This is a genomic window from Serratia ficaria, from assembly GCF_900187015.1.
Classification (GTDB): Bacteria; Pseudomonadota; Gammaproteobacteria; order Enterobacterales; family Enterobacteriaceae; genus Serratia; species Serratia ficaria.
On record NZ_LT906479.1, the window covers coordinates 3971264 to 3995677 of the forward strand.

Here is a 24414-nt window from a genome sequence, read left to right on the forward strand (position 1 = left end):
CGTTATTTAGCCCGCAGCTTGCGCGCCTCCTGCACCTGCTGTTCGCTGACCGGCGCCGCCCGGTTGCCCCAACTTCCCCGCAAATAGCTCATCAGATCGGCGGCCTGCCGGTCGTTCAGCGTCCAGGCGTAACCCGGCATGGCGATCGCCGCGGCGTGTCGCGTGGTCGGCGTTTGCGCCCCTTCCAGCACCACCCGCAGCGCGGTCAATGGGTTGTCCGCCGTCACCGTCGCGTTGCCCGCCAGCGCCGGAATGGTATTGTCGCTCCCCTCCCCCTGATTGCCGTGACAGGTCGAGCAGTACATCGCGTAGCTGGCCCGCCCGCGCTGATTGTCGGCCTGCGCCGAGACGGCCGCCGCCGAAGCCGGTTCCGCCGCCAGGCTGTGCAGATAATTGCCGATGGCCTGCAGATCCGCATCGCTCAGGTACTGGGTGCTGTGGGTCACCACCTCGCCCATCGGCCCGGCCACCGCCGCGTGTTGGCTGCGGCCGGTTTTCAGCAGCGCCATGACCTCGTTCGGCGGCATGCCGCGCAGATCCGAGGCGTACCAGCCGTCCAGCTCGGCGCCGCTCAGGAAGGCCGGTTCTTTACCGTCCAACCCTCGCTCCTGCATGGCCCAGCCGCGCGGCGTATGGCAGCTGCCGCAGTGCCCCGCGCCCTGCACCAGATAGGCGCCGCGGTTCCACTCGGCGCTCCGCTGCGGATCCGGCCGATAAACCTGGTCGTCGTGGAACAACCGGTTCCACACCGCCAGCGGCCAGCGCATCGACAGCGGCCAGCTGATGTCGCTGGCGCGGTTGGCGGCGCTCTGCGCCGGCACTTCGTTCATCAGGTAACGGTACAGTGCGCGCATATCCTCCGCGCTCATTTTGGCGTACGAGGTGTAAGGCATCGCCGGGTACAGCCGGTGGCCGTCTTTGGCGACGCCCTGGCGCATGGCGCGATCGAACTCGTCGAACGAATAGCCGCCGATGCCGTGCTCTTTATCCGGCGTGATGTTGGTGGCGTAAATATCCCCCAGCGGGGTCGGGAACCTCATGCCGCCCGCCAGCTCGGCGCCGCCCGGCGCGGTGTGGCAGGCGGTGCAGTCAGCGGCTTTGGCCACGTATTCCCCGGCGGACATCGCCTGGGCCGAACCGCCGGCCGCCAGCAGGCTCAACAGATACAGCGAACGCATGCTCATACTCCCTCCCTGGCGGCGACCTTGCCGTAGGCCAGCTCGTTAACCGCGCGCCACGCCTGATCGATCGCCGAGTTGGCGTAGGGGCTCCAGTCGGCATCCGAGTTGGCGATGGCGATCTTGCCGATCGGCTGCCGCGCCGCTTCGATAATTTTCTGCGCTTCATCCTCATCGTCGAACAGTCCGTTGAGGAAATAGGAATAGCCGTGCGACCAGCGGTTGACGGTGATCGCCTCAATGTCGCGCCGGTGATCGAAACCGGCCGACCCCAGCATGCCCTGCAGCTGTTCGCGGATCATCTGCTCATGCACCTCGAACGGCGTGCCCAGCAGCAATGCGCGCCCCTTGCGCGACTGCTCGCGCGGGCTCAGCCCGCTGCCCGGCAGCGTCGGCACATATACCATGTGCAGGCCGATCGGCTGATTCGGGTCGCGCGGGTGCTGGTACCCCCCCATGCTGACCGGGTAGTCCAGCTTCACCCGGCAATACGGCGCGGTCGGTGAATACACCTCGTGCACCCCCAGCTTGATGAACGGCTGCCAGTTGCGGATCACCACCTTGCTGTACACCAGCGGCGACTTGACGTTCTGTTTCAGCGCCTCCTGCTGCGCATGCGGCATTTCCGGCACCAGATACGGGATCATCATGTTGTAACCGGCCATCACCACCTGCCCGGCGCGCACCTTGGTCATTTTCTCGCCGGTCATATAGCTGACCTCCGCCTGGTCGCCGACGTTGGCCACGTGCAGGCCGGTGCTGTTCAGGCGCAGCTTCACCGGCGATCCCGGGCGATCGAGCTGGCTGTAATCGAACTTCGCCAGCACGATGTCGTTCATGTCCTTGCCGCCCGGCGCCACCGCCGGGATCAGATGGCGCACCATCAGGCGCGCCAGCGTGGCGTTGCCGTCCGGGAAGTGGAACACGTAAGGATCGTCGAGATCGGCCTGCGACTCTTCGTCCAGCGGCGGCAGGTTCATGCCGTTCAGCCCGGGCAGATCGCAGATGCGCGCATCGCTGCAGGAGGTGGCGTCGATACCCACCGCCTGGAAATCGCTGGTGGTCTGCTGGAAATAGCGGATCGCCATCTCGCTCAGGCCGACCTTCTCCCGCAGGAACTGGGTATAGCTGTGGGTGTCGAGCCACTCGACCTTCTGTTCCCGGCTCATCTCCGGCAGGTAGTCCTTATCCAGCGTATGCAGCGCGATCAGCGCCTGGCGGTCGCTTTCCGGCAGCGGAAAATCGCCGATAAACGCCTCGTAAGAGCGGCCGTTCAGGCGATCGTGCGGGATGTCGTCCGCCACCATGCGGCCCGGATCGCCGCTCACCACCTTGTCGACGCCGAAGTTTTTGCGATCGAAATACACGCCGCGGCTGAGGTTCAGGTCCGGGTAGAAGGTTTTGTCGAAGGCCTGTTCCAGCTTGTCGATGCTCACGCCCAGCTTCTGCAGCAGCCCCATCGCCACCGGGCTGAAATTGGAGCGCGGCGACTGCAGCGACTCGCTGCCGCCGTAGCCGAGAATGGTGCCGTTTTCGCCGCTGAATTCGTTGCGCTTGGCGTGGCCGCCGAAATCGTCGTGGTTGTCGATCAACAGGATGCGTTGCTGCGTTCCCTTCATCTGCTGCCAGAAGCAGGCGGCGGCCAGCCCGCTGATGCCGGCGCCCACCACCACCAGATCGAACTCTTCGCCGGCGGGCACCGCGCCGAAATCAAACGCTTTGCCGTCGCGCCCCAGCTGATGCGCATGTTCGAAAGAGCCCGGATGGTTGCCCCGCAGCCCGGTCAGCGCCGGCGGATAGTACAGGGTTTGATTGGCGGTTTGCGGCGACGCGCGCAGGATCTGCATCGGCGTCAGCCCGGCGGCGATGGTAATCGCTACCCCATTAAGAAAATCGCGTCTGGTGATGCCCATAATTGGCTTCCTTATCAATCCTTATTATCAATCAGACCGGTGACAAACCGGTCTGAAGGCGCGCTATTTTGCGGATAAACACAGTAAAATCAATGTTTGAACATCACATGCCGGATAGTCGTGTAATCCTCCAGCCCGTACATCGACATATCCTTGCCGTAGCCCGAGAGCTTCTGGCCGCCGTGCGGCATTTCGCTCACCAGCATAAAGTGGGTATTCACCCAGGTGCAGCCATATTGCAGACGAGCGCTCAGGCGGTGCGCCCGGCCCACGTCGCGGGTCCACAGCGACGAAGCCAGCCCATAATTGGACTCATTGGCCCAGGCCAGCACTTGTTCTTCGTCGTCGAAGGCGGTTACGGTAACCACCGGGCCGAACACTTCGCGCTGGACGATTTCATCCTCCTGGCGCGCACCGGCCAGCAGCGTCGGCTGGAAGTAATAACCGGGGCCGTTCACCTTCTCACCGCCGGTCACCACCTGCACGTGCGGCAGTGCCTTGGCCCGCTCGACAAAGCCGCTCACCCGCTCCAGGTGCTGAGCGGTGATCAGCGGCCCCAGCTCGGTGCTTTCATCCTCCGGCGGGCCGATTTTCAGGCTGGCCACCGCTTCGCCCAGCTTCTTCACCAGCTCAGGGTAAATATTTTTATGCGCATAGATGCGGCAGGCGGCGGTGCAGTCCTGCCCGGCATTGTAGAAACCGAAGCCGCGGATGCCGTCCACCACCTGCTGCAGATCGGCGTCGTCGAACACCAGCACCGGCGCCTTGCCGCCCAGCTCCATATGGGTGCGCTTAATGCCGGCGGCGGTGTGGGCGATGATGTGTTCGCCGGTGGCGATCGAGCCGGTGAGCGACACCATCCGCACCTTCTCGTGGCCGGTCAGCCGATCGCCGACGCTGGCGCCGCGGCCGAACAGCACGTTAAGCACGCCCGGCGGGAACAGCCCGGCGGCCAACTCTGCCAGCTTGAAGGCGGTCAATGGCGTCTGCTCGGAAGGCTTGATCACCACGCAGTTGCCCGCCGCCAGCGCCGGGGCCAGCTTCCAGGCCGCCATCATCAGCGGGTAGTTCCACGGGGCGATAGAGGCGACTACGCCAAGCGGATCGCGGCGGATCATCGAGGTATGGCCGGCCAGATATTCTCCGGCCGCCAGGCCGCTCAGGCAGCGGCTGGCGCCGGCGAAGAAGCGGAACACGTCCGCCACCGCCGGCAGTTCGTCGTTCAGCACGCAGTGGTAGGGTTTGCCGCAGTTAAGCGACTCCAGGCGGGCGAAGATTTCGGCATGGCTGTCGATCAGGTCCGCCAGCTTCAGCAGGTGTTCTGCTCGCTCTTTCGGCGTGGTTTGCCCCCAGGCGGCAAACGCGGCGTCCGCCGCCAGCACCGCCTGCTCGACCTGTTCCGCGCTGGCCTCGGCCACCTGAACGATCACTTCACCGGTCGCCGGGTTATACACCGACTGGGTTTCGCCCTGGCCATTCACCAGTTGGCCGTTAATCAACAGTTGGCTTTGCATAGGGTTATCCTTTTATCAGAGGTCGGGTAAGGAAATTATTTGCCGCTGCCGGCAACGCTTTCGCCGCCCTTGGTCAGGTAATAAGCGCCCAGGATCGGCAGCATGGTCAACAACATCACCGACAGCGCCACCACGTTGGTGATCGGCACATCGCGCGGGCGGCCAAGCTGGTTCAGCAGCCACAGCGGCAGCGTGCGCTCATGGCCGGCGGTAAAGGTCGTGACGATGATTTCATCGAACGACAGCGCGAACGCCAGCATGCCGCCCGCCAGCAGCGCCGAGCCGAGGTTCGGCAGGATCACGTAGCGGAAGGTTTGCCAGCCGTCGGCGCCGAGATCCATCGAGGCCTCGATCAGGCTGTAGGAGGTGCGGCGGAAACGGGCGATCACGTTGTTGAACACGATCACCACGCAGAAGGTGGCGTGGCCGATGACGATGGTCAGGATCCCCGGCTCGATGTTCAACGCCTTGAAGGCCGCCAACAGCGCCAGGCCGGTGACGATGCCCGGCAGCGCGATCGGCAGCAGCAGCAGCAGAGAAATGCCGTCTTTGCCGAAGAAATCCCGCCGGTACAGCGCCGCCGCCGCCAGGGTGCCGAGCACCAGCGCCACGGCGGTCGCCAGGCAGGCTATCTGCGCCGACAGCAGTACCGCGTCAATAATGTCCCGCCGCCCGGCGGCCACGCTGAACCAGTGCAGCGTAAAGCCCTTCGGCGGGAAGCTGAAGGCCGCATCCTCGGTGTTGAAGGCGTAGATGGCGATAATCGCCAGCGGGAAGTGCAGGAAGATCAGTCCGCCCCAGGCGGCCAGCTTCAGCCCAAAGGGCGCGCGTTCAGAGTGCATCGAAGGCCCCCAGACGTTTCACGATGGCAAGATAGATAGCGATCAGGACGATCGGCACCAGGGTAAAGGCGGCCGCCATCGGCATGTTGCCGATCGCCCCCTGCTGGGCATACACCATGCTGCCGATAAAGTAACCCGGCGGCCCCACCAGCTGCGGCACGATAAAGTCGCCCAGCGTCAGCGAGAAGGTGAAGATCGAACCGGCGGCAATGCCAGGAACCGCCAGCGGCAGGATCACATGGCGGAAGGTCTGCGCCGGGCGGGCGCCCAGATCCGCAGAGGCATGCAGCAGCGAAGGCGGCAGGCGTTCCAGCGCCGCCTGGATCGGCAGGATCATGAACGGCAGCCAGATGTAGACGAACACCAGAAAACGCCCCAGCCCCGAGGTCGACAGGGTATTGCCGCCGAGGCCGGGCAGCGTCAGGACGGCCGCCAGCAACGGTTCCAAACCAAGGTGCTGCAAGAACCACTGCGCCACGCCATCCTTCGCCAGCAGCAACGTCCAGGCATAGGCTTTGACGATATAGCTGGCCCACATCGGCATCATCACCGCGATGTAAAAAAACGCCTTGGTGCGGCCGCTGGTGTAACGCGCCATGTAGTAAGCGATCGGGAACGCCAGCACCGCGCTGGCCAGCGATACCAGCACCGCCATGGTGAGGGTGCGCAGAATGATGTCATAGTTGGCCGGGTTGAACAGCGCGCTGAGGTTCGCCAGGGTCAGATCAGGCGTCACCGCCATAGTGAAATCGTCGAAGGTGTAGAACCCCTGCCACAGCAGCGTCAGCAGCGAACCGAGGTACACCGCGCCGAACCACAGCAGCGGCGGCACCAGCAACAGCAGCAGATACAACGTCGGGCGGCGATAAAGCCAGGTCGAGAGTGCGCGCACTTTACCGCGGCGCGCCGCAGGATATTCGATGCTCATTTCCATCTCACCTTTCCTCCCGCAGCGGCACCATCGCCTCGCGCGGCCAGCAGGCGGTGACCGGCTGGCCAATCAGGCGCTGTTGGCCGGCGGCGTGCCACTGTGGGTTGGCCTGGCTGACCAGCAGTTTCTCGCCGCTGTTCAGCGTGATTTCGTAGCGCGTGGCCGCTCCCTGATAATGTATTTCCTGCAGCGTGCCCTGCACCTGAATGTCATTCCGCGCCGCGCCCTCCTGTTCCAGCAGACGGATATGCTCCGGCCGGATCGAGAAGGCGGCGCTCTCGCCGAGCAAGCGTTGCGCCAGCTCATTGCGCACCACGTTGGAGGTACCGACGAACTCGGCGACAAACGACGTTTTCGGCCTCATATACAGCTCGCGCGGCGTGTCTACCTGTTCGATGCGGCCATTGTTGAACACCGCCACCCGGTCAGACATCGACAGCGCCTCGCTCTGATCGTGGGTGACGAAAATAAAGGTGATGCCCAGCTGACGCTGCAGCTTTTTCAGCTCGCCCTGCATCTGCTCGCGCAGCTTGAGATCCAGCGCGCCCAGCGGCTCATCCAGCAGCAGCACCCGCGGCCGGTTGACCAGCGCGCGCGCCAACGCCACGCGCTGCCGCTGCCCGCCGGACAGGTGCGCCGGTTTACGTTCGGCGACGAAGCCGAGCGCCACGCTTTCCAGCGCCTCCTGCGCTCGCGCCAGCCGCTCGCGTTTGGCGACGCCTTTCACCATCAGCCCGTAGGCGACATTTTCCAGCACCGACATGTGCGGGAACAGGGCATAGTCCTGAAACACGGTGTTCACGTCGCGCTGATAGGGCGGCAGGTTGGCGGCTTCCTGGCCGTGAATGCGGATCGAACCGGAGCTGAGCTGCTCAAAACCGGCGATCAGCCGCAGGCAGGTGGTTTTGCCCGAACCGGACGGCCCGAGCATGGAGAAGAATTCCCCGTCCTGGATGTCGATAGAGACCCGATCCACGGCGCGAATATCGCCGAAGGTCCGCGAAACATCGATGAATTGCACGGCAATGGTCATGATCTGTGCTCCAAAAAATCAAATGACTTCGGCGGGTTGGGCGACAACCCGTAACCTAGCCAGACCTATCCGCAAAATAATTCGAGCTGCATCGAGGCGGCAACCGAACGCATCCCCGGGAGCGTACAAATCGTACGTGACCGGGGTAAGTGCGGGCAGCCAACAAAGAGGCGGCTTGAAGTATGAAGGGGATATTAGCGGCCACCCATAATGGCGATATAGTCCTGCGTCCAGCGGCTGTAGGGCACGAACTTGCCGCCCTGCGCCTGCGGCGTTTTCCAGAAGGCGATTTTGTCGAACTGATTGAAACCATTGGTTTCACAGCCCTTCTCGCCCAGCAGCGCACTGGCCTTGCAGCCCGCCGGCGAAGCCGGCACCGAGCCGAACCAGGCGGCCACGTCGCCCTGTACCTTCGGCTCCAGCGACCAGTTCATCCACTGATAGGCGCAGTTCGGGTGTTTGGCTTCGGCGTGCAGCATGGTGGTGTCCGCCCAGCCGGTGACGCCCTCTTTCGGGAATACGGTGGCGATCGGCTGGCCTTCTCCTTTCAGCGCGTTGGCCTGATACGGCCAGGCGCTGGAGGCAACCACGCCCTCATTCTTGAAGTCGCTCATTTGCACCGAGGTGTCATGCCAGTAGCGGTGGATCAGCGCGTGCTGGGTGCGCAGCAGCTTCAGCGCCGCCTGATACTGTTCTTCGTTCAGCTGGTAGGGATCGCTGATGCCGAGCTGCGGCTGGGTGGCCTTCAGGAACAACGCCGCATCGGCGATGTAGATCGGGCCATCGTAGGCCTGCACCCGGCCCTGGTTGCTCTTGCCGTCCGCCAGGTTCTGTTGCTGGAACACCACCGCCCAGCTGTCCGGCGGCGTCGGGAAGGTTTTGGTGTTGTACATCAGCAGGTTTGGCCCCCACTGATACGGCGTGCCGTAGGTTTTCCCCGCGACGGTGTACCAGGCGCCGTTCAGCAGGCGCGGGTCGATGTTTTTCCAGTTGGGGATCAGCGCGGTGTTGATCGGCTGTACCCGTTTGCCGAGGATCAACCGCAGCGAAGCGTCGCCAGAGGCGGTGACCAGATCGTAGCCGCCCTTGGCCATCAGGCTGACCATTTCATCGGAGGTGGCGGCGGTTTTCACGTTCACCGCACAGCCGGTCTGTTTTTCAAACTGAGTGACCCAATCGTAATTTTTGTCGGACTGGCCGCGTTCGATGTAGCCGGGCCAGGCGATGATATCCAGCCGCCCTTCGCCCTTGCCCAACGCCTGCGGCAAATCGGCCGCCTGGGCCAGGCCGCAAAGCACGGCGATACAGAGCGCGGAGACTGTGGTGACTGCGGTAGTTTTTCCCATCGTAATTACCCCTGTGTTGCGTGTCTGTGTGCGGCAGGGAACGGCTGCCGCGCTGATTTTTTGCTTTATGGAAACGCTAAAAACTGGCTTTGAACTTCGCCATGACGTGCCTGACTACGCTGTAGTCCTGCAAAGAATCGCTGGACAGATCCTTGCCGTAGCCGGAGCGCTTTAGGCCTCCGTGCGGCATTTCGCTCGCCAACGTGAAATGGGTGTTGATCCAGGTGCTGCCATATTGCAGGTGGGCGGCGATGTGCAGCGCCCGGTCGATATTCTGCGTCCACACCGACGAGGCCAGGCCGTATTCGGAATCGTTGGCCCAGGTGACCGCCTGCTCCAACTGCTCAAAGCGGGTGACGCTGACCACCGGGCCAAACACCTCGCGCTGGACTATTTCGTCGCTTTGCAGACAGCCGGCCAGCAGGGTCGGCTGGTAATAGAATCCCGGCCCGGAATGCGCGGCGGCGCCGGTGATCAATTCGATATGCGGCTGGCTGAGCGCGCGTTCGACGAAGCTGGCGACGCGGTCGCGCTGCCTGGCGCTGATTAAGGGCCCGATCTCGTTGTCCTGATCGCGCTTGCGGGCGAAGCGCAGGCTGGCCACCGCCTCACCCAGCGCCTCGACCAGCCTGGGGTAAATGCCCGCCTGCGCGTAGATGCGACAGGCGGCGGTGCAGTCCTGGCCGGCGTTGTAATAGCCGTAGGTGCGAATGCTGTTGACCACTTCGTCCAGATCGGCGTCGTCACAGACGATCACCGGCGCCTTGCCGCCGAGTTCCAGATGGGTACGCTTGACGCTTTTGGCCGCCGCCTGCAGGATTTTCTGGCCGGTGACGATATCGCCGGTCACCGACACCAGACGCACCAGCGGGTGGCCCACCAACTGGCTGCCTACCCCCTCGCCGCCGCCATAAACGATGTTCAGCACCCCCGGCGGCAGAATGTCCTGCAGCGCCGGCACCAGCGCCAGAATGGTCAGCGGCGTATGCTCGGAGGGTTTGAACACCACGGTGTTGCCCGCCGCCAGCGCTGGGGCTATCTTCCAGGCCGCCATCATCAGCGGGTAATTCCAGGGGGCGATCGAGGCCACCACGCCGACCGGATCGCGACGGATCATCGAGGTATGCCCTTCGACATATTCTCCGGCCAGCTGCCCCTGCTGGGTGCGCACCGCGCCGGCGAAAAAGCGAAACACGTCGATCGCGGCCGGCAGATCGTCATTGAGCGCCTGATGCAGCGGCTTGCCGCAGTTCAGCGCCTCCAATTGGGCCAGCTGCGCCGCCTGGCGTTCGATGGCGTCGGCGATGCGCAGCAAAATGGCGGCGCGGTAGGCCGGCGTGGTGCGCGACCAGTGGCCAAACGCCTGTTGCGCGGCTTTTACCGCATTGCCGACCTGCACCGAGGAGGCTTCCCTGATGGAAACCAGCGTTTCGCCGTTGGCAGGATTAACGATGCACTCTTGCTGGCCCTCGCCTTCGACCGATTGACCGTTAATGAATTGCCGACAGGACAAGCCTGAGAGGAACTGCACATCTGCCATCGCGTATCGCCCCTGAGTGACAAAAACGTTAACCAAATGTGAATGGGTTATTATCAATCAGACTAAGCGAGCCTCTGGCAGGCAACAAATTCTAAATACTGAAGGCCGCGTTCGATTAAATCGAATGCTTGAGGCCGGCGGCGTGCATGGTACCATTCTCCCGCGCAATGGTGAGGAACGGCGTTACCAACTCCGGCCGCGCGCTGCCGCGTCGCCACGCCAGCCCGATGTCCAACGGCTCCGGCAGATCCACCAGCTTGCGCGCCTCGATCATATTGCCCTCCAGCGACCAAGCGCGGTACGCCATGTCTGGCTGGATGGAAACCCCCATTCCCGCCGCCACCAGGCTGCGCACCGCCTCGGTCGAGGCGGTTTTCATGGCGATTTCCGGCTTCAGCCCGGCGCGCGCCCAGATACGCCGCGCGTGTACGTCCATTTCGTCGGCGTTGAGCTGAATAAGAGGCTGTTTGGCTACGTCCGCCAGGCTGATGCTTTCGTGATCCAGCAGCGGATGCAGCGGCGGCAGCCACAGACGATACGGCGAGTGCATCAGCACCTCGGTCTGCAGCGCGTCGCGATCCTCGATGTTCGACAGGATCAGCACGCCGATGTCGATCTCCCCGCTGACCAGCAGATGCTCGATATAGGGGCGTTCGTCTTCCACCACCTGGATGGTGACGTTGGGATAGGCCGACTTGAAGCGCGTCAGCAGTTCCACCAGAAAGTAGCCGGCCACCAGGCTGGTGACGCCGATGGTCAGCCTGCCGGTCAGGCTCTCGGTGCCGATCTGCAGGCTGCGCTTGGCGTTGTCCACCGTCGCCAGGATCAGATAGGACTGGCGCAAAAACTGATGGCCCTGATGGGTCAGGTTCATTCCCTTGGCGTGACGATCGAACAGCCGCACGCCGATTTCGGTTTCCAACTGCTGGATAGCCAGCGTCAGCGAAGACTGGGATACGAACACCGCTTGGGCGCCGGCGGAAATCGAGCCGGTTTCCGCCACGGCGATAAAGTGGCGGATCTGGCGTAACGTCATCATGGGGAATGATTCCTCAAACAAAAACATTGCGTTGAGTGTAGACGCCGGCCATTAAGCGATCGGGAAAAGTGTCAAAAACGCGATAGCGTTCGCTTTTTTAGAATGCCGGCAGGCAAAAATGGGGGAAACGGCGAGGCGATGAAGTGCAATGTACGGGGAACAGAAATGACAAGGGCGCAGCACGCTGCGCCCTGATGACGGATGGCCTGACGGAGGATCAGATCGCTTCTTCGTCCTGCTCGCCGGTCCTGATCCGCACCACGCGCGCCACGTCGAAGACGAAGATTTTGCCGTCGCCGATCTTGCCGGTTTGGGCCGTCTGCATGATGGTTTCCACGCAGGTATCGACGATATCGTCGGCCACCACGATCTCGATTTTCACCTTAGGCAAAAAATCGACCATGTATTCGGCGCCGCGGTACAGCTCGGTATGGCCCTTCTGGCGGCCGAAGCCTTTCACTTCGGTCACCGTCATGCCGGTGATGCCCACTTCGGCCAGCGCTTCGCGGACGTCATCCAGTTTGAACGGTTTGATAATAGCGTCGATCTTTTTCATCTTCTTTCCTTTACCAATTTTTGCGGCCAAAACCGGATGTGATGGGGTAGCGGCGGTCTTTGCCGAAGTTACGGGCGGTGATGCGCGGCCCGACGGCGGCCTGACGCCGCTTGTATTCGTTGATGTCCACCAGGCGGATCACCTTGCGGACGATGGCTTCGTCGAAGCCTTCGGCCACCAGATCGGCGACCGATTTGTCGCGCTCGACGTAGCCTTCGAGGATCGCGTCCAGAATATCGTACGGCGGCAGGCTGTCCTGATCGACCTGATCCGGCGCCAGCTCGGCGGACGGCGGGCGATCGATCACCCGCTGCGGGATCACGTAGGAGACGGTATTGCGGTATTCGGACAGCTTGAACACCAGCGTTTTCGGCACGTCTTTCAGCACGTCGAAGCCGCCGGCCATATCACCATACAGCGTGGCGTAGCCTACGGCCATCTCGCTTTTGTTGCCGGTGGTCAGCACGATGCTGCGGCGCTTGTTGGACAGCGCCATCAATACCACGCCGCGGCAGCGCGCCTGCAGGTTTTCTTCGGTGGTGTCGCGTTCGGTGCCGGCGAACATCGGCGTCAGCTGGCCCATAAAGGCGTCGAACATCGGCTCGATGGAGACGATGTCGAATTCCACGCCGAGGATTTCGGCTTCCTCTTTGGCGTCGGCGATGCTGATGTCCGCGGTGTAACGGAACGGCATCATCAGCGCCTGCACCTTGTCTTTGCCCAGGGCGTCCACGGCGATAGCCAGCGTCAGCGCCGAGTCGATGCCGCCGGACAGGCCCAGCACCGCGCCTTTAAAGCCGTTTTTGGTCACGTAGTCGCGCACCGCCAGCACCAGCGCTTCATACACCTGCGCCAGCTGCGGCAGCTCGGCGGCCGGTTCGGCCATCGGCACCACTTCCAGCTCGTTGAACTCGAGCAGGGTCACCTGTTCGGCAAAGGCGGCCAGGCGGTGCGTCATGTTGCCCGCCGCGTCGAACGCCTTGGAGCAGCCGTCGAAAATCAGCTCGTCCTGGCCGCCGACCTGATTGAGGTACACCAGCGGCAACCGGGTGCGCTGGCAGTGGCCGGCCATCAGCGTTTTACGGATATACGGTTTCTCGCGGTTGTACGGCGAGGCGTTGATCGACAGGATCAGTTCGGCGCCGGCGGCTTTCGCGGCGTCGATCGGTTCAGGGAACCACAGGTCTTCGCAGATCAGCAGGCCCAGGCGATAGCCTTTCAGGTCCACCACGCAGGTTTCGCTGCCGGCGTGGAAGTAGCGTTTCTCATCGAACACGCCGTAGTTGGGCAGCTGTTGCTTGAAGTAACGGGTCAGCAGGCGGCCTTCGGCGAACAGCGACAGCGCGTTGTACAGCTTGTCGCCTTCGCGCCACGGGTGGCCGACCAGGATCGCCACCTCGCCGGAGGCCTGCTGCAGGCGCTGCAGCTGCACATCGCAGCGCTGATAGAAATCGTTGCGATACAGCAGGTCTTCCGGCGGATAACCGGACAGCGCCAGCTCGGTGAACATGACCAGATCGGCTCCCGCCTTCTGCTGCTCTTGCACGATTTGCAACATGCGTTCGGTGTTGCCTTCAATGTCGCCGACCAGCAGATTCAGCTGGGCCAGGGCGATGGAAAGTGATCTGCTCATTGTTTGGGATCCCGCTTAATACGTTCCATAGTTCTCTACGGTTTGGCCATGCCACAACAAAGTGAGCGGAGTGTAAATCATTCCGCCCGTTTTGTTGAGACGCCTGCGTGCGCCGACGCCTGCAAGAAAATCATTCTTTAAAATCGTTGGCGTCCAATTCATGGCGCGACAGCAATTTATAGAACTCCGTACGGTTGCGGCCCGCCATGCGCGCGGCCTGGGTCACGTTACCCTTGGTGATCTGCAGCAGCTTGCGCAGATAGTGCAACTCAAACTGGTTGCGCGCCTCGACGAAGGTCGGCAGCGCGGTATTTTCCCCTTCCAGCGCCTGCTCCACCAGCGCCTCGCCGATCACCGGCGCGGAGGTCAGCGCCACGCACTGTTCGATAACGTTGACCAGCTGGCGAACGTTGCCCGGCCAGCTGGCGGTCATCAGCCGCTTCATGGCGTCGGAAGAGAAGCTGCGCACAAACGGCTTGTGCCGCTGGGCGGATCCGCGCAGCAGATGGTTGGCCAGCAGCGGAATATCTTCGGCGCGCTCATTCAACGCCGGGATCTTCAGATTGACCACGTTCAAACGGTAGTAAAGATCTTCGCGGAATTCGTTCTTCGCCATCGCCTTCTGCAGATCGCGGTGGGTGGCGGAGATAATGCGCACGTCGATGTCGAGGTCGCGGTTACTGCCCAGCGGGCGCACCTTGCGCTCCTGCAGCACCCGCAGCAGCTTCACCTGCAGCGACAGCGGCATGTCGCCGATCTCATCGAGGAACAGCGTGCCGCCCGCCGCCGCCTGGAACAACCCCTCGCGGCTGCTGACCGCCCCGGTAAAGGCGCCCTTGGCATGGCCAAACAGCTCCGATTCCAGCAGTTGCTCCGGCAAGGCGCCGCAGTTGATGGCGATAAAGGCTTTCTTGGCGCGCGGGCTGGCGCCGTGAATGGCCTGCGCCAGCACCTCTTTGCCGGTGCCGCTCTGGCCGTTGATCAGTACGCTGACGTCGGACTGCGCCACCATTTTCGCCTGTTCCAGCAGGCGCAGCATCAGCGGGCTGCGGGTGACGATGTCTTCGCGCCAGCTGTCGTCGCCGGCCGGCGCCGACAGCGACAGCGCTTCTTCAATCGCCTTATACAGCGCATCGCGGTCGACCGGCTTGGTCAGGAAGCTGAACACCCCCTGCTGCGTGGCGGCCACCGCATCCGGGATGGAACCGTGGGCGGTGAGAATGATCACCGGCATGCCCGGCTGATGCTTCTGGATCTCGGCAAACAGCGCCATGCCGTCCATCTCGTCCATCCGCAAATCGCTTATCACCAAATCAATCTGTTCGCGCGCCAACAGGCGCAGCGCTTCCTGGCCGCTTTCGGCCGTGGTGACGTGAAAACCTTCGCTGGTCAGGCGCATGCCCAGCAGCTTGAGCAGGCTGGGATCGTCGTCAACCAACAACAGGTTGGCCGGTTTGCGTGCTGTCATCGCGCGTGGGACTCCTTGTTAGCCGGGGGCGGCGTGTAGGTATCTTCCGGATCCACCGGCAGAGCGGTGCCCTTTTCCGGCACCGGCTCCGGTTCCGCAGCCCTGGCCGGCGCACCGGTTTTCCCTGCGGCGTCATTTTTTTGCTGGGCCGCGCCGCCTTCCGGGATTTCACCCTGCAGCTGCTTGCGCGACGAGAGCTGACGCTCGATATCGGTCAGGTTTTCCAGCTTGCGCGAGGTGTCCTGCAGCTGAGCCTGCAGGCGAATCTGCCCCTGGCGCAGCGTATCGATCTGGCCGTCGGCGCTCTCCTGCAGGTGCTGGTAGCGCGCTTTTTCGTCGAACAGGGCAATCTGCAGCGCCTGCTGCTGGCGCCACAGCTGCAACAGCGGCCGCAGCGAGCTGGGGAACTCCATTCGATAACTGTTCAGGCGATCGACAATTTGCCGGCGTTCGCCGGAGGTCGGTTCGGCGCTGCCCAGCAGAATGCTTTGCTTGAAAATGCCGGACCAGCTGTCGCCCGGCAGGTTTTTCGCCAGCGCGCGCGCCTGGGTGGAGCCGATGCGATCGGCGCAGTCCATGGCGCGCAGCCAGTACAGCGAGTTGTCCAGCGCGTCCTTTTCGTCCAGCTGCCACAGGGTATCGCAGGCCGCAATGCGGTAATCCACCACTTTGCTGTCCGGGATCGCTTCCTGTTGCTGCTGGCTCAGGCCGCCGCTGACGGCGCGATCGACGCAGCCCGCCAGCAGAAACGGCATAAAGAAAACGGTGCCCAAAAAGGAAATTGGGCGCTTGCCGAGCGGCGCTCTCTGCGTGGCACGCGGTGAACGTTCGGTCTGTGAGAGACGAAGGCGTTTAGACCATGTGTACATTATTTATTCATTCTCGGCGGTTAATGGCAATTCAATGCGGAAGCAGACGTCTGCACCGGCGACCGTGACCAGCTGCAGTTCACCGCGCATGCGGCGGATACAGTCCTGAGCGATGCTCAGCCCCAGCCCGCTTCCTTTTACCGCCCCTTTTCGCTGGTGACTACCCTGGAAAAAAGGCTCGAAAATCATGGTTCTTTCGGCTTCGGGGATCGGCGTGCCGGTATTCGCGACATCAATCTGCACCCGTTGCCCAACCTGACGGCTGCGGATCCAAATGTTACCGGATTCCTTGCCGTAGTGCACCGCATTGGAGTAGAGATTATCCAGCACGCGCATTAATAGCGTAGGCTCTGCCCAGCAGATTTCCGCATCCAGCGCGATCTCGGTGCCGATCATTTTTGCCCGCGCCGGCAAACTGTGCGCGGCGACCACCATCTCGACCATCTGCCGCAGCGCGACGTTTTCGTGTTCGGACGGGCCGTCGGCCAGCTTGCGGTTATAATCCAGCAGTTGCTCGATCAGCTGCTGCAGATGACGGCTGCTGTGGTCGAGAATGGTCACCACTTCTTTTTGATCGGAAGTCAGCGGCCCCGCCACCTCGTCGGCCAGCAATTCGGTGCCTTCGCGCATGCTGGCCAGCGGCGTCTTCAGCTCGTGCGAGATATGGCGCAGAAACTCATGGCGCTGCGACTCCAGCCACGCCAGCCGTTCGCTCAGCCAGATGATGCGCTGCGCCAGCGAGCGCAGTTCGCGCGGCCCCTTGAACGAGGCGGTATTGCCCAGCGCGCGCCCCTCCCCCAGCCGGTTTATCATCCGCTCCACCGCCTTTACCGGGCCGATAATCATGCGGGTGAACAGCACCACCAGCAACACGCTGACCAGGAACAGCAGCAGCGCCTGCCAGCCAAAGAACTGACCGCGTTCGGCGATGGCCTGCTGCAGCTGCTGACCACGCGAGAACACCACGGCGCGCGTGGCCTGCACCATCTCGGCGTTGGAGCGGGAGAAGGACTCGAGCAGCGCCGAGGCGTCCTTGTCCGGCCCGCTGCTTTGGCATTTGATCGCCGCCAGCTGGGTCAGCAGATCGCGCAGCGTCTGATAATAGCGTTCATCCGGTAAAATGGGCGCGTGGGCGTCCAGCATCTGCGAATATTGTTTGCGCTGATTCTGGTACAGCCGCTGCAGCGTGGGATCGACCAGCACGCAGTACTGCCGATAGCTGCGCTCCATCTCCAGCGCCACGCTGGTCATCGCCTCGCTGCGGCGCGCATCCACCAGCGTGGTGCGGTTGATGTCCGCCGCCTGCGCGCTGAGGTGATCCAGGCTCTGATAGGCCTGATACGCCAACACCAGCAGCGGCAACAGCACCAGCAGAAACGCCATCAGTACCAGTTGCCGCAGCGAGCGAGGGAATAAACGCCATTTTTTCAACGAAATCATCTCATTTTCTCTAGTCTGTCACGATGCTAACCGAGTCGCCGGTAAGAAAAAAGCCCGGCAGCGGATAATCCCGGCCCTCGGCGGGAAAAGGCCCAAAAAAAAGCACCGGCCGTGGCGCGATGCTGTCGTCAAAGGGGAAAGCGGATTGTTCAGGGGGCCGGCCGGCGAGAGGCGGGCCATCAGGCTGCGCGCCAAGGCTGGGTCGATATTTTTGTTCGGGGGCGTCTGCGTGTGATCGACTCGATGACCAAGCATGGATAAACACAAGGTAAGCGCGATATCGGGAATTGACGTTGGGGCAAAACTGCCCCACCGCAAGAAAGAGTGGATGCCCTTGAATCTCGTCCCCAGGGTGATGTAGCGCCAAGGCTGGCATCGAACGGGACGAATAGCATCCATAAGTATCCGGGATTGATGAACCTTTCATCACAGTTGGATACAGGCGGTGCCTCACTCCACGTGTCGCCCGATGCTTGATAAAGCCGCTTGCGCGAGCCGTTATCGGTTTGGTTGGACGATAGGCACCATTTCTTTGGCATCATTCGGAGGCTTATGAGGCGACTGATCCGTCTAAATACGGGGCCATCATAAAAAGGTGAATGAGCAACTGCAGATAATAATGCACGCAGCGTGCCAACTTTGCAATTTAAAAATCAACAGATTGATTTTAAAAAAGAATAAAACACAAACCACGTTACCGAGTAAAAATACCCCGACGTCAGGCGTTGAAAAAAACGCCATCCTGTCTCCAAAACCCGACAACTAAAGTCAAACCTGGTAACGCACAATAAAATCAATGAGTTATATGTCTCCTTTTGGCGACATGAAAAACAGCCTCTGTCGCAAAAAGCAGACAGCCCGAGAACGGGCATTAAAAAGGGCGCAATCTCTTGCGCCCTGTCAAGTCACCGCCCTTTACCGCCGCTTAGCCCAGTTGCTTGCGGGCGTTGCGGAACATGCGCATCCACGGGCTGTCTTCGCCCCACTCTTCCGGGTGCCAGGAGTTGCTGACGGTGCGGAATACGCGCTCCGGATGCGGCATCATCACCGTCGCGCGGCCGCTGGCGCTGGTGACGGCGGTAATGCCGTTCGGCGAGCCGTTCGGGTTGGCCGGGTAGCTTTCCGTGACCTGGCCGGCGTTATTGACGAAGCGCAGCGCCACCAGGCCGTTGCTTTCCAGCGCCGCCAGGTGCGCCGCGTCGCGCACTTCGACATGGCCTTCGCCGTGGGAAACGGCGATCGGCATGCGCGAACCGGCCATGCCCTGCATGAACAGCGACGGACTGGCCGCCACTTCCACCAGGCTGAAGCGGGCTTCAAACCGGTCCGACAGGTTGCGCACGAAGCGCGGCCAGTGTTCGGCGCCCGGGATCAGCTCGCGCAGGTTGGACATCATCTGGCAACCGTTGCACACGCCCAACGCCAGGGTTTGCGGACGATGGAAGAAGGACTCGAACTCGTCGCGCACCCGTTCGTTGAACAGAATCGATTTCGCCCAGCCTTCGCCGGCGCCCAACACGTCGCCGTAGGAGAAGCCGCCGCAGGCCACCAGGGTATGGAAGTCCTGCAGGTCGCGTCGCCCTTCCAGCAGGTCGCTCATGTGCACGTCCAGCGCGTCGAAGCCGGCGCGGTGGAACGCCGCCGCCATCTCGACGTGGGAGTTCACCCCCTGCTCGCGCAGCACCGCCACTTTCGGACGGGCGCCCGTGGCGATATAAGGCGCGGCGATGTCTTCCTGCGGCGCGAAGGTCAGCTTCACGTTCAGGCCAGGATCCTGCTCATCTTGCTTGGCCCGATGTTCCTGATCGGCGCACTCCGGGTTGTCGCGCAGGCGTTGCATCTGCCAGGTGGTTTCCGCCCACCAGGTGCGCAGCGTATTGCGGCTCTCGCTGTACAGCGCCTTGCCGTTCTGGCTAATCACGAAGCGATCGCCGGCCTGGGCGCTGCCGATGTGGTGCACGTTGTCGCTCAGGCCATGCCGGGCGAACACCTGCCGCACCGCGTCGAGCCGGTCGGCGGTAACCTGGATCACCGCGCCCAGCTCTTCATTGAACAGCGCCGCCAGCGCGTCGTCGCCCAGGCCTCGGATATCAACATCGAGGCCGCAATGGCCGGCAAACGCCATCTCCGCCAGCGTGACCAGCAGGCCACCGTCGGAGCGGTCGTGGTAGGCCAGCAGCGCGCGATCCGCCACCAGCTGCTGCATGGCGTTGAAGAAGCCCGCCAGCTGCCCGACGTTGCGCACGTCGGCCGGCCGGTCGCCCAGCTGGCGGTAAACCTGCGCCAGCGCGGTGGCGCCCAATGCGTTGTGGCCGTTGCCCAGATCGATCAACAGCAGCGCGCTATCGCCCTTGTCGGTGCGCAGCTGCGGCGTCACGGTATGGCGCACGTCTTCCACGCGGGCAAAGGCGGTGATCACCAGCGACAGCGGCGAGGTCATTTCGCGCTGTTCGTTGCCTTCCTGCCAGCGGGTTTTCATCGACATCGAGTCTTTGCCCACCGGGATGGTGATGCCCAGCGCCGGGCAGAGTTCTTCGCCCACCGCTTTCACCGCCGCGTACAGGCCGGCGTCTTCGCCCGGGTGGCCGGCGGCGGCCATCCAGTTGGCGGAAAGCTTCACGCGCTTCAGCTCGCCGATTTCGGTGGCGGCCAGGTTGGTCAGGGCTTCCCCTACCGCCAGGCGGCCAGAAGCGGCGAAGTCCAGCAGCGCCACCGGCGCGCGTTCGCCGATCGACATCGCTTCACCGTAGTAGCTGTCCAGGCTGGCGGTAGTCACCGCGCAGTCGGCCACCGGGATCTGCCATGGGCCGACCATCTGATCGCGCGCCACCATGCCGGTTACCGTACGATCGCCGATGGTGATCAGGAAGGTTTTTTCCGCGACCGCCGGCAGATGCAGCACGCGTTTGACCGCGTCGGCCAGGGTGATGCCCTCCCGCTGCACCGGCTGGCCCTGGGCCTGCAGGCTGGTGACGTCGCGCGTCATCTTCGGCGTTTTGCCCAGCAGCACGTCCAGCGGCATATCGATCGGTTGGTTGTCGAAGTGGCTGTCGTTCAGCGTCAAATGCCGTTCTTCGGTGGCTTCACCGATCACCGCATAAGGCGCGCGCTCGCGGCGGCAGATTTCGTCAAACTGCGCCATCTGCGCCGGGGCGATCGCCATCACGTAGCGTTCCTGCGACTCGTTGCACCACACTTCCAGCGGGCTCATGCCCGGCTCGTCGTTGAGGATGTCGCGCAGTTCGAAACGGCCGCCGCGGCCGCCGTCGCTCACCAGCTCAGGCATGGCGTTGGACAGGCCGCCGGCGCCGACGTCGTGAATGAACAGGATCGGGTTTTGTTCGCCCAGCTGCCAGCAGCGGTCGATCACTTCCTGGCAGCGGCGTTCCATTTCCGGGTTGTCGCGCTGTACCGAGGCGAAGTCCAGATCGGCGTCCGACTGGCCGGAGGCCATCGAAGACGCCGCGCCGCCGCCCAGGCCGATATTCATCGCCGGGCCGCCCAGCACCACCAGCTTGGCGCCGACGGTGATTTCGCCTTTCTGCACGTGGTCGGCGCGAATGTTGCCGATGCCGCCCGCCAGCATAATGGGTTTGTGATAGCCGCGCAGTTCGACGCCGTTGTGGCTGTTGACCTGCTCTTCATAGGTGCGGAAGTAGCCGACCAGCGCCGGGCGGCCGAATTCGTTGTTGAACGCCGCGCCGCCCAATGGGCCTTCGGTCATGATGTCCAGCGCGGTGACGATGCGATCCGGCTTGCCGAAATCCTGCTCCCACGGCTGTTCAAAGCCGGGAATGCGCAGGTTGGATACCGAGAAGCCCACCAGGCCGGCCTTCGGCTTGGCGCCGCGGCCGGTGGCGCCTTCGTCGCGGATCTCGCCGCCGGAGCCGGTCGCGGCGCCCGGCCAAGGGGAAATGGCCGTCGGGTGGTTGTGGGTCTCCACCTTCATCAGGATATGCGCGTCTTCCTGATGGTAATCATATTTGCCGTTGTCCGGCTCGGCGAAGAAGCGGCCGACCGGCGAGCCTTCCATGACCGCGGCGTTGTCCTTATACGCCGACAGCACGTAGTCCGGCGTCTGCTCGAAGGTGTTCTTGATCATTTTGAACAGCGACTTCGGCTGCTGTTGGCCGTCGATGACCCAGTCGGCGTTGAAAATCTTGTGGCGGCAGTGCTCGGAGTTGGCCTGCGCGAACATATAAAGTTCGATATCCGTCGGGTTGCGCCCCAGCCCGGTAAAGGCATTCAGCAGATAGTCGATTTCATCCTGCGCCAGCGCCAGACCTAGCCTGACGTTGGCCTGTTCCAGCGCGCCGCGCCCTTCACCCAGCACGTCCACCGCCTGATACGGCGCCGGTTGGTGATGCGCGAACAGCTGTTCGGCCTGCTGCAGCTCGCCGAAGACGGTTTCCATCATGCGGTCATGCAGCAAGGCGGCCAACTGTTGCCACTGGGATTCGGTCAGCGCCGGCGCCTTGACGTAAAACGCCAGGCCGCGCTCGAGCCGCACCACCTGCTTCAGGCCGCAGTTGTGGGCGATGTCGCTGGCTTTGGAGGACCAGGGTGAAATGGTGCCCGGACGCGGCGTCACCAACAGCAGGCGGCCTTCGGGGGCGTGTTCGGCGAGAGAGGGGCCATACTTGAGCAGGCGCTGAAGCTTGGCGTGTTCTTCGGCACTTAGCGGTGCGCTAACATCGGCAAAGTGGACGTACTCGGCGTAGATATCACTGACCGGAAGTTGAGCGTCCTGGCAGCGGGACAGCAGTTTGGTAATGCGAAAAGCCGACAAAGCGGGCGAACCACGCAGTATTTCCATAATCAAAGTTCTCTCGTCTTCGAAGCGACTGACTTCAGCGCTTCATTGGGCGCAACAGGGGAAAACGCGCGTCATTATAGAGAATCCGCGCCGCCGACGAAACCGTTTGCGTAGCTATTATTGATAAAAGCTTTCCGCGCCATCGAATTGTCATAACGTGTCAATAAAGTTGCACGCTGGCGTTTTGTTGCGCAAAATGCCCCGGCACTGGTGATTTAACCATAAGAAAAAACTGGGTTGTCATCGCCGGCGCGCCTGTGCCACCACTGGATAACTATTTGAAACGCCTTAAAATAAACTACATTCTAATCGGTGTTGTCACCCTGCTTCTGGCGCTCGCCCTGTGGCCCAACATTGCCTGGCGCAGTGGTCAGCAAGGGCAGCTCGAAGAGATCAAATCCCGCGGAGAGTTGCGAATCAGCACCCTGAACTCGCCGCTCACCTATTTCACCACCAAACAGGGGCCGGGTGGGCTCGACTACGAGCTGGCGAAACGCTTCGCCAACTACCTGGGGGTGAAACTGGTGGTGATCCCCCATCAGAATATCAACGATCTGTTTGACGATCTGGACGATAACGACGCCGATCTGCTGGCGGCCGGCCTGATCTACAATCGGGAGCGCCTCAGCCGCGCGCGCACCGGCCCGGCCTACTATTCCGTTTCCCAGCAGCTGGTATACCGCCTGGGCACCCCGCGGCCAAAAAGCTTTGCCGACATCAAAGGCAAGCTGGCGGTGGCCTCCGGCTCCGCGCACGTCAGCGCGCTGAAACAGCTCAAGCAGGATAAATACCCGGATCTCAGTTGGGAAGCCTCCAGCGATCTCACCTCCAAAGAGCTGCTGGAACAGGTCGCCGACGGCAAGCTGGACTATACCCTCGGCGACTCGGTGACCATCGCCCTGCTGCAGCGCATCCATCCGCAGCTGGCGGTGGCGTTCGACGTCACCGACGAAGAGCCGGTGACCTGGTATATGAAGCGCGGCAACGACGACAGCCTGTATGCGGCGATGCTGGATTTCTACAGCCAGATGGTGGACGACGGCACCCTGGCGCGGCTGGAGGAGAAATACCTCGGCCACGTCGGCAGCTTCGACTACGTCGACACCAAAACCTTCCTGTCGGCCATCGATTCGGTGCTGCCCAACTTCCGCCCGCTGTTCGAGAAATACGCCAGCGAGATCGACTGGAAGCTGCTGGCGGCCATCGCCTATCAGGAATCGCACTGGAATCCGCAGGCCACCTCCCCCACCGGGGTTCGCGGCCTGATGATGCTGACCCGCGCCACCGCCGACGGCCTGGGCGTCAACGACCGCCTCGATCCGGAAGAAAGCATCCAGGGCGGCGCGCTCTATCTGCAGCGGCTGATGGCCAAGGTGCCGGACAGCGTGCCCGAAGACGAACGCATCTGGTTCTCGCTGGCGGCCTACAACATGGGCTGGGGGCATATGCTGGACGCCCGCAAGCTGACCAAAACGCAAAAGGGCAACCCGGACAGCTGGGTGGACGTCAAACAGCGCCTGCCGATGCTCAGCCAAAAACGCTACTACCCGCAGCTGACCTACGGCTATGCGCGCGGACGCGAAGCCTATAACTACGTGGAAAACATCCGCCGCTATCAGGTCAGCCTGGTCGGCTATCTGCAGGAAAAAGAGAGGAAGGCGGCGCAGGAAACCGCCGAGCGGGAAGCGCGGGGGAAAGGCTATCCGGCGGTGATGCCGGAACTGGCGCTTAACTACTGATTAGTCTGGTTTATTCTCTACGCGTTGCGCCAGCTTCAGCGCCTTTTTTTGCGCGCGGCGCAGGCGGAAAAAGTGGCTCAGCGTTGCGGCGCACTCGTCCGCCAGCACCCCCGAAACGATCTCCACCTGATGATTCATCCCCGGATGGCGCAGGATGTCCACCAGCGAGCCGGCCGCGCCGGTTTTCTCGTCGGCCGCGCCGTACACCAGTCGGCGGATGCGGCTGTGCACCATCGCGCCGGCGCACATCACGCAGGGCTCCAGCGTGACGTACAGCGTGGCGTTCAGCAAACGGTAGTTTTGCAGTACCGCGCCGCCCTGGCGCAGCGCCATGATTTCCGCATGGGCGGTTGGGTCGTGGCGGCCAATCGGCCGGTTCCAGCCTTCGCCAATCACCTGATTGTCGAGCACCAGCAGCGCACCCACCGGCACCTCGCCCTCTTCCTGCGCGCGCAGGGCCAACCGCAATGCCTGACGCATCCAGTAGTCATCATTATATTCAGTCATCGCATAAATCCTCGTGCGCTTTTGCGGCGGGCATTATACACACTAGTCCT

At 62.5% G+C, this 24414-nt stretch carries 17 protein-coding genes; 1 reads left to right on the forward strand and 16 read right to left on the reverse strand.

All coding sequences use genetic code 11. The features are described from left to right. Positions 1 to 2: 2 nt before the first annotated feature. From CKW09_RS18765 to purL, 15 genes are all read right to left on the reverse strand, one after another. Positions 3 to 1184, reverse strand: coding sequence for a c-type cytochrome (locus CKW09_RS18765; protein ID WP_061796456.1), 1182 nt, complete (start codon positions 1182 to 1184; stop codon positions 3 to 5). Then, on the reverse strand, positions 1181 to 3091 hold the full coding sequence (locus CKW09_RS18770; protein ID WP_095098852.1) for an NAD(P)-binding protein: 1911 nt from the start codon (positions 3089 to 3091) through the stop codon (positions 1181 to 1183). Before CKW09_RS18770 ends, CKW09_RS18765 begins: the two co-directional genes overlap by 4 nt. A gap of 89 nt (positions 3092 to 3180) precedes the next feature. Continuing rightward, positions 3181 to 4605 carry an aminobutyraldehyde dehydrogenase gene (patD, locus tag CKW09_RS18775; protein WP_095098855.1) on the reverse strand — a complete coding sequence of 475 codons (1425 nt, stop codon included), beginning with the start codon at positions 4603 to 4605 and terminating at the stop codon, positions 3181 to 3183. Between the two features lie 35 nt (positions 4606 to 4640). Then, positions 4641 to 5447 carry an ABC transporter permease gene (locus CKW09_RS18780; RefSeq protein WP_061796452.1) on the reverse strand — a complete coding sequence of 269 codons (807 nt, stop codon included), beginning with the start codon at positions 5445 to 5447 and terminating at the stop codon, positions 4641 to 4643. Then, a complete protein-coding gene (locus CKW09_RS18785) occupies positions 5437 to 6381 on the reverse strand; it encodes an ABC transporter permease (protein ID WP_061796451.1) in 945 nt (314 codons plus the stop codon). The genes CKW09_RS18780 and CKW09_RS18785 overlap by 11 nt, the downstream gene beginning before the upstream one ends. 1 nt (position 6382) lies before the next feature. Next, positions 6383 to 7411, reverse strand: a complete 1029-nt coding sequence (locus CKW09_RS18790) for an ABC transporter ATP-binding protein (protein WP_061796450.1) — start codon at positions 7409 to 7411, stop codon at positions 6383 to 6385. Between the two features lie 194 nt (positions 7412 to 7605). Then, entirely contained in the window at positions 7606 to 8757 is a 1152-nt protein-coding gene (ydcS, locus tag CKW09_RS18795) for a putative ABC transporter substrate-binding protein YdcS (RefSeq protein WP_095098861.1), read from the reverse strand. A gap of 76 nt (positions 8758 to 8833) precedes the next feature. Next, positions 8834 to 10297, reverse strand: a complete 1464-nt coding sequence (locus CKW09_RS18800) for a gamma-aminobutyraldehyde dehydrogenase (protein WP_095098868.1) — start codon at positions 10295 to 10297, stop codon at positions 8834 to 8836. Between the two features lie 115 nt (positions 10298 to 10412). Then, positions 10413 to 11336 (reverse strand): LysR substrate-binding domain-containing protein, encoded by a 924-nt coding sequence (locus tag CKW09_RS18805; protein ID WP_061796445.1) that lies wholly within the window; start codon positions 11334 to 11336, stop codon positions 10413 to 10415. 217 nt (positions 11337 to 11553) lie between these two features. Further along, a complete protein-coding gene (gene glnB, locus CKW09_RS18810) occupies positions 11554 to 11892 on the reverse strand; it encodes a nitrogen regulatory protein P-II (RefSeq protein WP_004847623.1) in 339 nt (112 codons plus the stop codon). A 10-nt stretch (positions 11893 to 11902) separates the two neighbouring features. Continuing rightward, positions 11903 to 13525: an NAD+ synthase gene (locus tag CKW09_RS18815; RefSeq protein WP_095098870.1), complete on the reverse strand. Its 1623-nt coding sequence runs from the start codon at positions 13523 to 13525 to the stop codon at positions 11903 to 11905. Positions 13526 to 13655: 130 nt separating this feature from the next. Continuing rightward, a complete protein-coding gene (gene glrR, locus CKW09_RS18820) occupies positions 13656 to 14993 on the reverse strand; it encodes a two-component system response regulator GlrR (protein ID WP_061796441.1) in 1338 nt (445 codons plus the stop codon). Beyond that, positions 14990 to 15862, reverse strand: a complete 873-nt coding sequence (qseG, locus tag CKW09_RS18825) for a two-component system QseEF-associated lipoprotein QseG (RefSeq protein WP_073970266.1) — start codon at positions 15860 to 15862, stop codon at positions 14990 to 14992. The genes glrR and qseG overlap by 4 nt, the downstream gene beginning before the upstream one ends. 3 nt (positions 15863 to 15865) lie before the next feature. Next, the gene (locus tag CKW09_RS18830) at positions 15866 to 17302 is read right to left on the reverse strand and encodes a sensor histidine kinase (protein WP_095098873.1); all 1437 of its coding nucleotides are present in this window, start codon (positions 17300 to 17302) and stop codon (positions 15866 to 15868) included. A gap of 925 nt (positions 17303 to 18227) precedes the next feature. Then, positions 18228 to 22118: a phosphoribosylformylglycinamidine synthase gene (gene purL / locus CKW09_RS18835; protein ID WP_095098876.1), complete on the reverse strand. Its 3891-nt coding sequence runs from the start codon at positions 22116 to 22118 to the stop codon at positions 18228 to 18230. Between the two features lie 278 nt (positions 22119 to 22396). Between purL and mltF the strand changes: the two genes are divergently transcribed. Beyond that, positions 22397 to 23857: a membrane-bound lytic murein transglycosylase MltF gene (mltF, locus tag CKW09_RS18840; RefSeq protein WP_061796436.1), complete on the forward strand. Its 1461-nt coding sequence runs from the start codon at positions 22397 to 22399 to the stop codon at positions 23855 to 23857. On the opposite strand, the gene tadA is transcribed toward mltF, so the two are convergent. Then, positions 23858 to 24364, reverse strand: coding sequence for a tRNA adenosine(34) deaminase TadA (gene tadA / locus CKW09_RS18845; RefSeq protein ID WP_061796434.1), 507 nt, complete (start codon positions 24362 to 24364; stop codon positions 23858 to 23860). It lies immediately after the preceding gene. Between the last annotated feature and the right edge of the window lie 50 nt (positions 24365 to 24414).

What these genes read in the sequence shown, in the direction of transcription:
- CKW09_RS18765 (WP_061796456.1), bottom strand. Translation starts at nt 1,184, where the DNA reads ATGAGCATGCGTTCGCTGTATCTGTTGAGCCTGCTGGCGGCCGGCGGT.
- CKW09_RS18815 (WP_095098870.1), bottom strand. Translation starts at nt 13,525, where the DNA reads ATGAGCAGATCACTTTCCATCGCCCTGGCCCAGCTGAATCTGCTGGTC.
- tadA (WP_061796434.1), bottom strand. Translation starts at nt 24,364, where the DNA reads ATGACTGAATATAATGATGACTACTGGATGCGTCAGGCATTGCGGTTG.
- CKW09_RS18770 (WP_095098852.1), bottom strand. Translation starts at nt 3,091, where the DNA reads ATGGGCATCACCAGACGCGATTTTCTTAATGGGGTAGCGATTACCATC.
- CKW09_RS18785 (WP_061796451.1), bottom strand. Translation starts at nt 6,381, where the DNA reads ATGGAAATGAGCATCGAATATCCTGCGGCGCGCCGCGGTAAAGTGCGC.
- CKW09_RS18790 (WP_061796450.1), bottom strand. Translation starts at nt 7,411, where the DNA reads ATGACCATTGCCGTGCAATTCATCGATGTTTCGCGGACCTTCGGCGAT.
- purL (WP_095098876.1), bottom strand. Translation starts at nt 22,118, where the DNA reads ATGGAAATACTGCGTGGTTCGCCCGCTTTGTCGGCTTTTCGCATTACC.
- CKW09_RS18805 (WP_061796445.1), bottom strand. Translation starts at nt 11,336, where the DNA reads ATGATGACGTTACGCCAGATCCGCCACTTTATCGCCGTGGCGGAAACC.
- CKW09_RS18800 (WP_095098868.1), bottom strand. Translation starts at nt 10,297, where the DNA reads ATGGCAGATGTGCAGTTCCTCTCAGGCTTGTCCTGTCGGCAATTCATT.
- qseG (WP_073970266.1), bottom strand. Translation starts at nt 15,862, where the DNA reads ATGTACACATGGTCTAAACGCCTTCGTCTCTCACAGACCGAACGTTCA.
- patD (WP_095098855.1), bottom strand. Translation starts at nt 4,605, where the DNA reads ATGCAAAGCCAACTGTTGATTAACGGCCAACTGGTGAATGGCCAGGGC.
- glrR (WP_061796441.1), bottom strand. Translation starts at nt 14,993, where the DNA reads ATGACAGCACGCAAACCGGCCAACCTGTTGTTGGTTGACGACGATCCC.
- CKW09_RS18830 (WP_095098873.1), bottom strand. Translation starts at nt 17,302, where the DNA reads ATGATTTCGTTGAAAAAATGGCGTTTATTCCCTCGCTCGCTGCGGCAA.
- glnB (WP_004847623.1), bottom strand. Translation starts at nt 11,892, where the DNA reads ATGAAAAAGATCGACGCTATTATCAAACCGTTCAAACTGGATGACGTC.
- ydcS (WP_095098861.1), bottom strand. Translation starts at nt 8,757, where the DNA reads ATGGGAAAAACTACCGCAGTCACCACAGTCTCCGCGCTCTGTATCGCC.
- CKW09_RS18780 (WP_061796452.1), bottom strand. Translation starts at nt 5,447, where the DNA reads ATGCACTCTGAACGCGCGCCCTTTGGGCTGAAGCTGGCCGCCTGGGGC.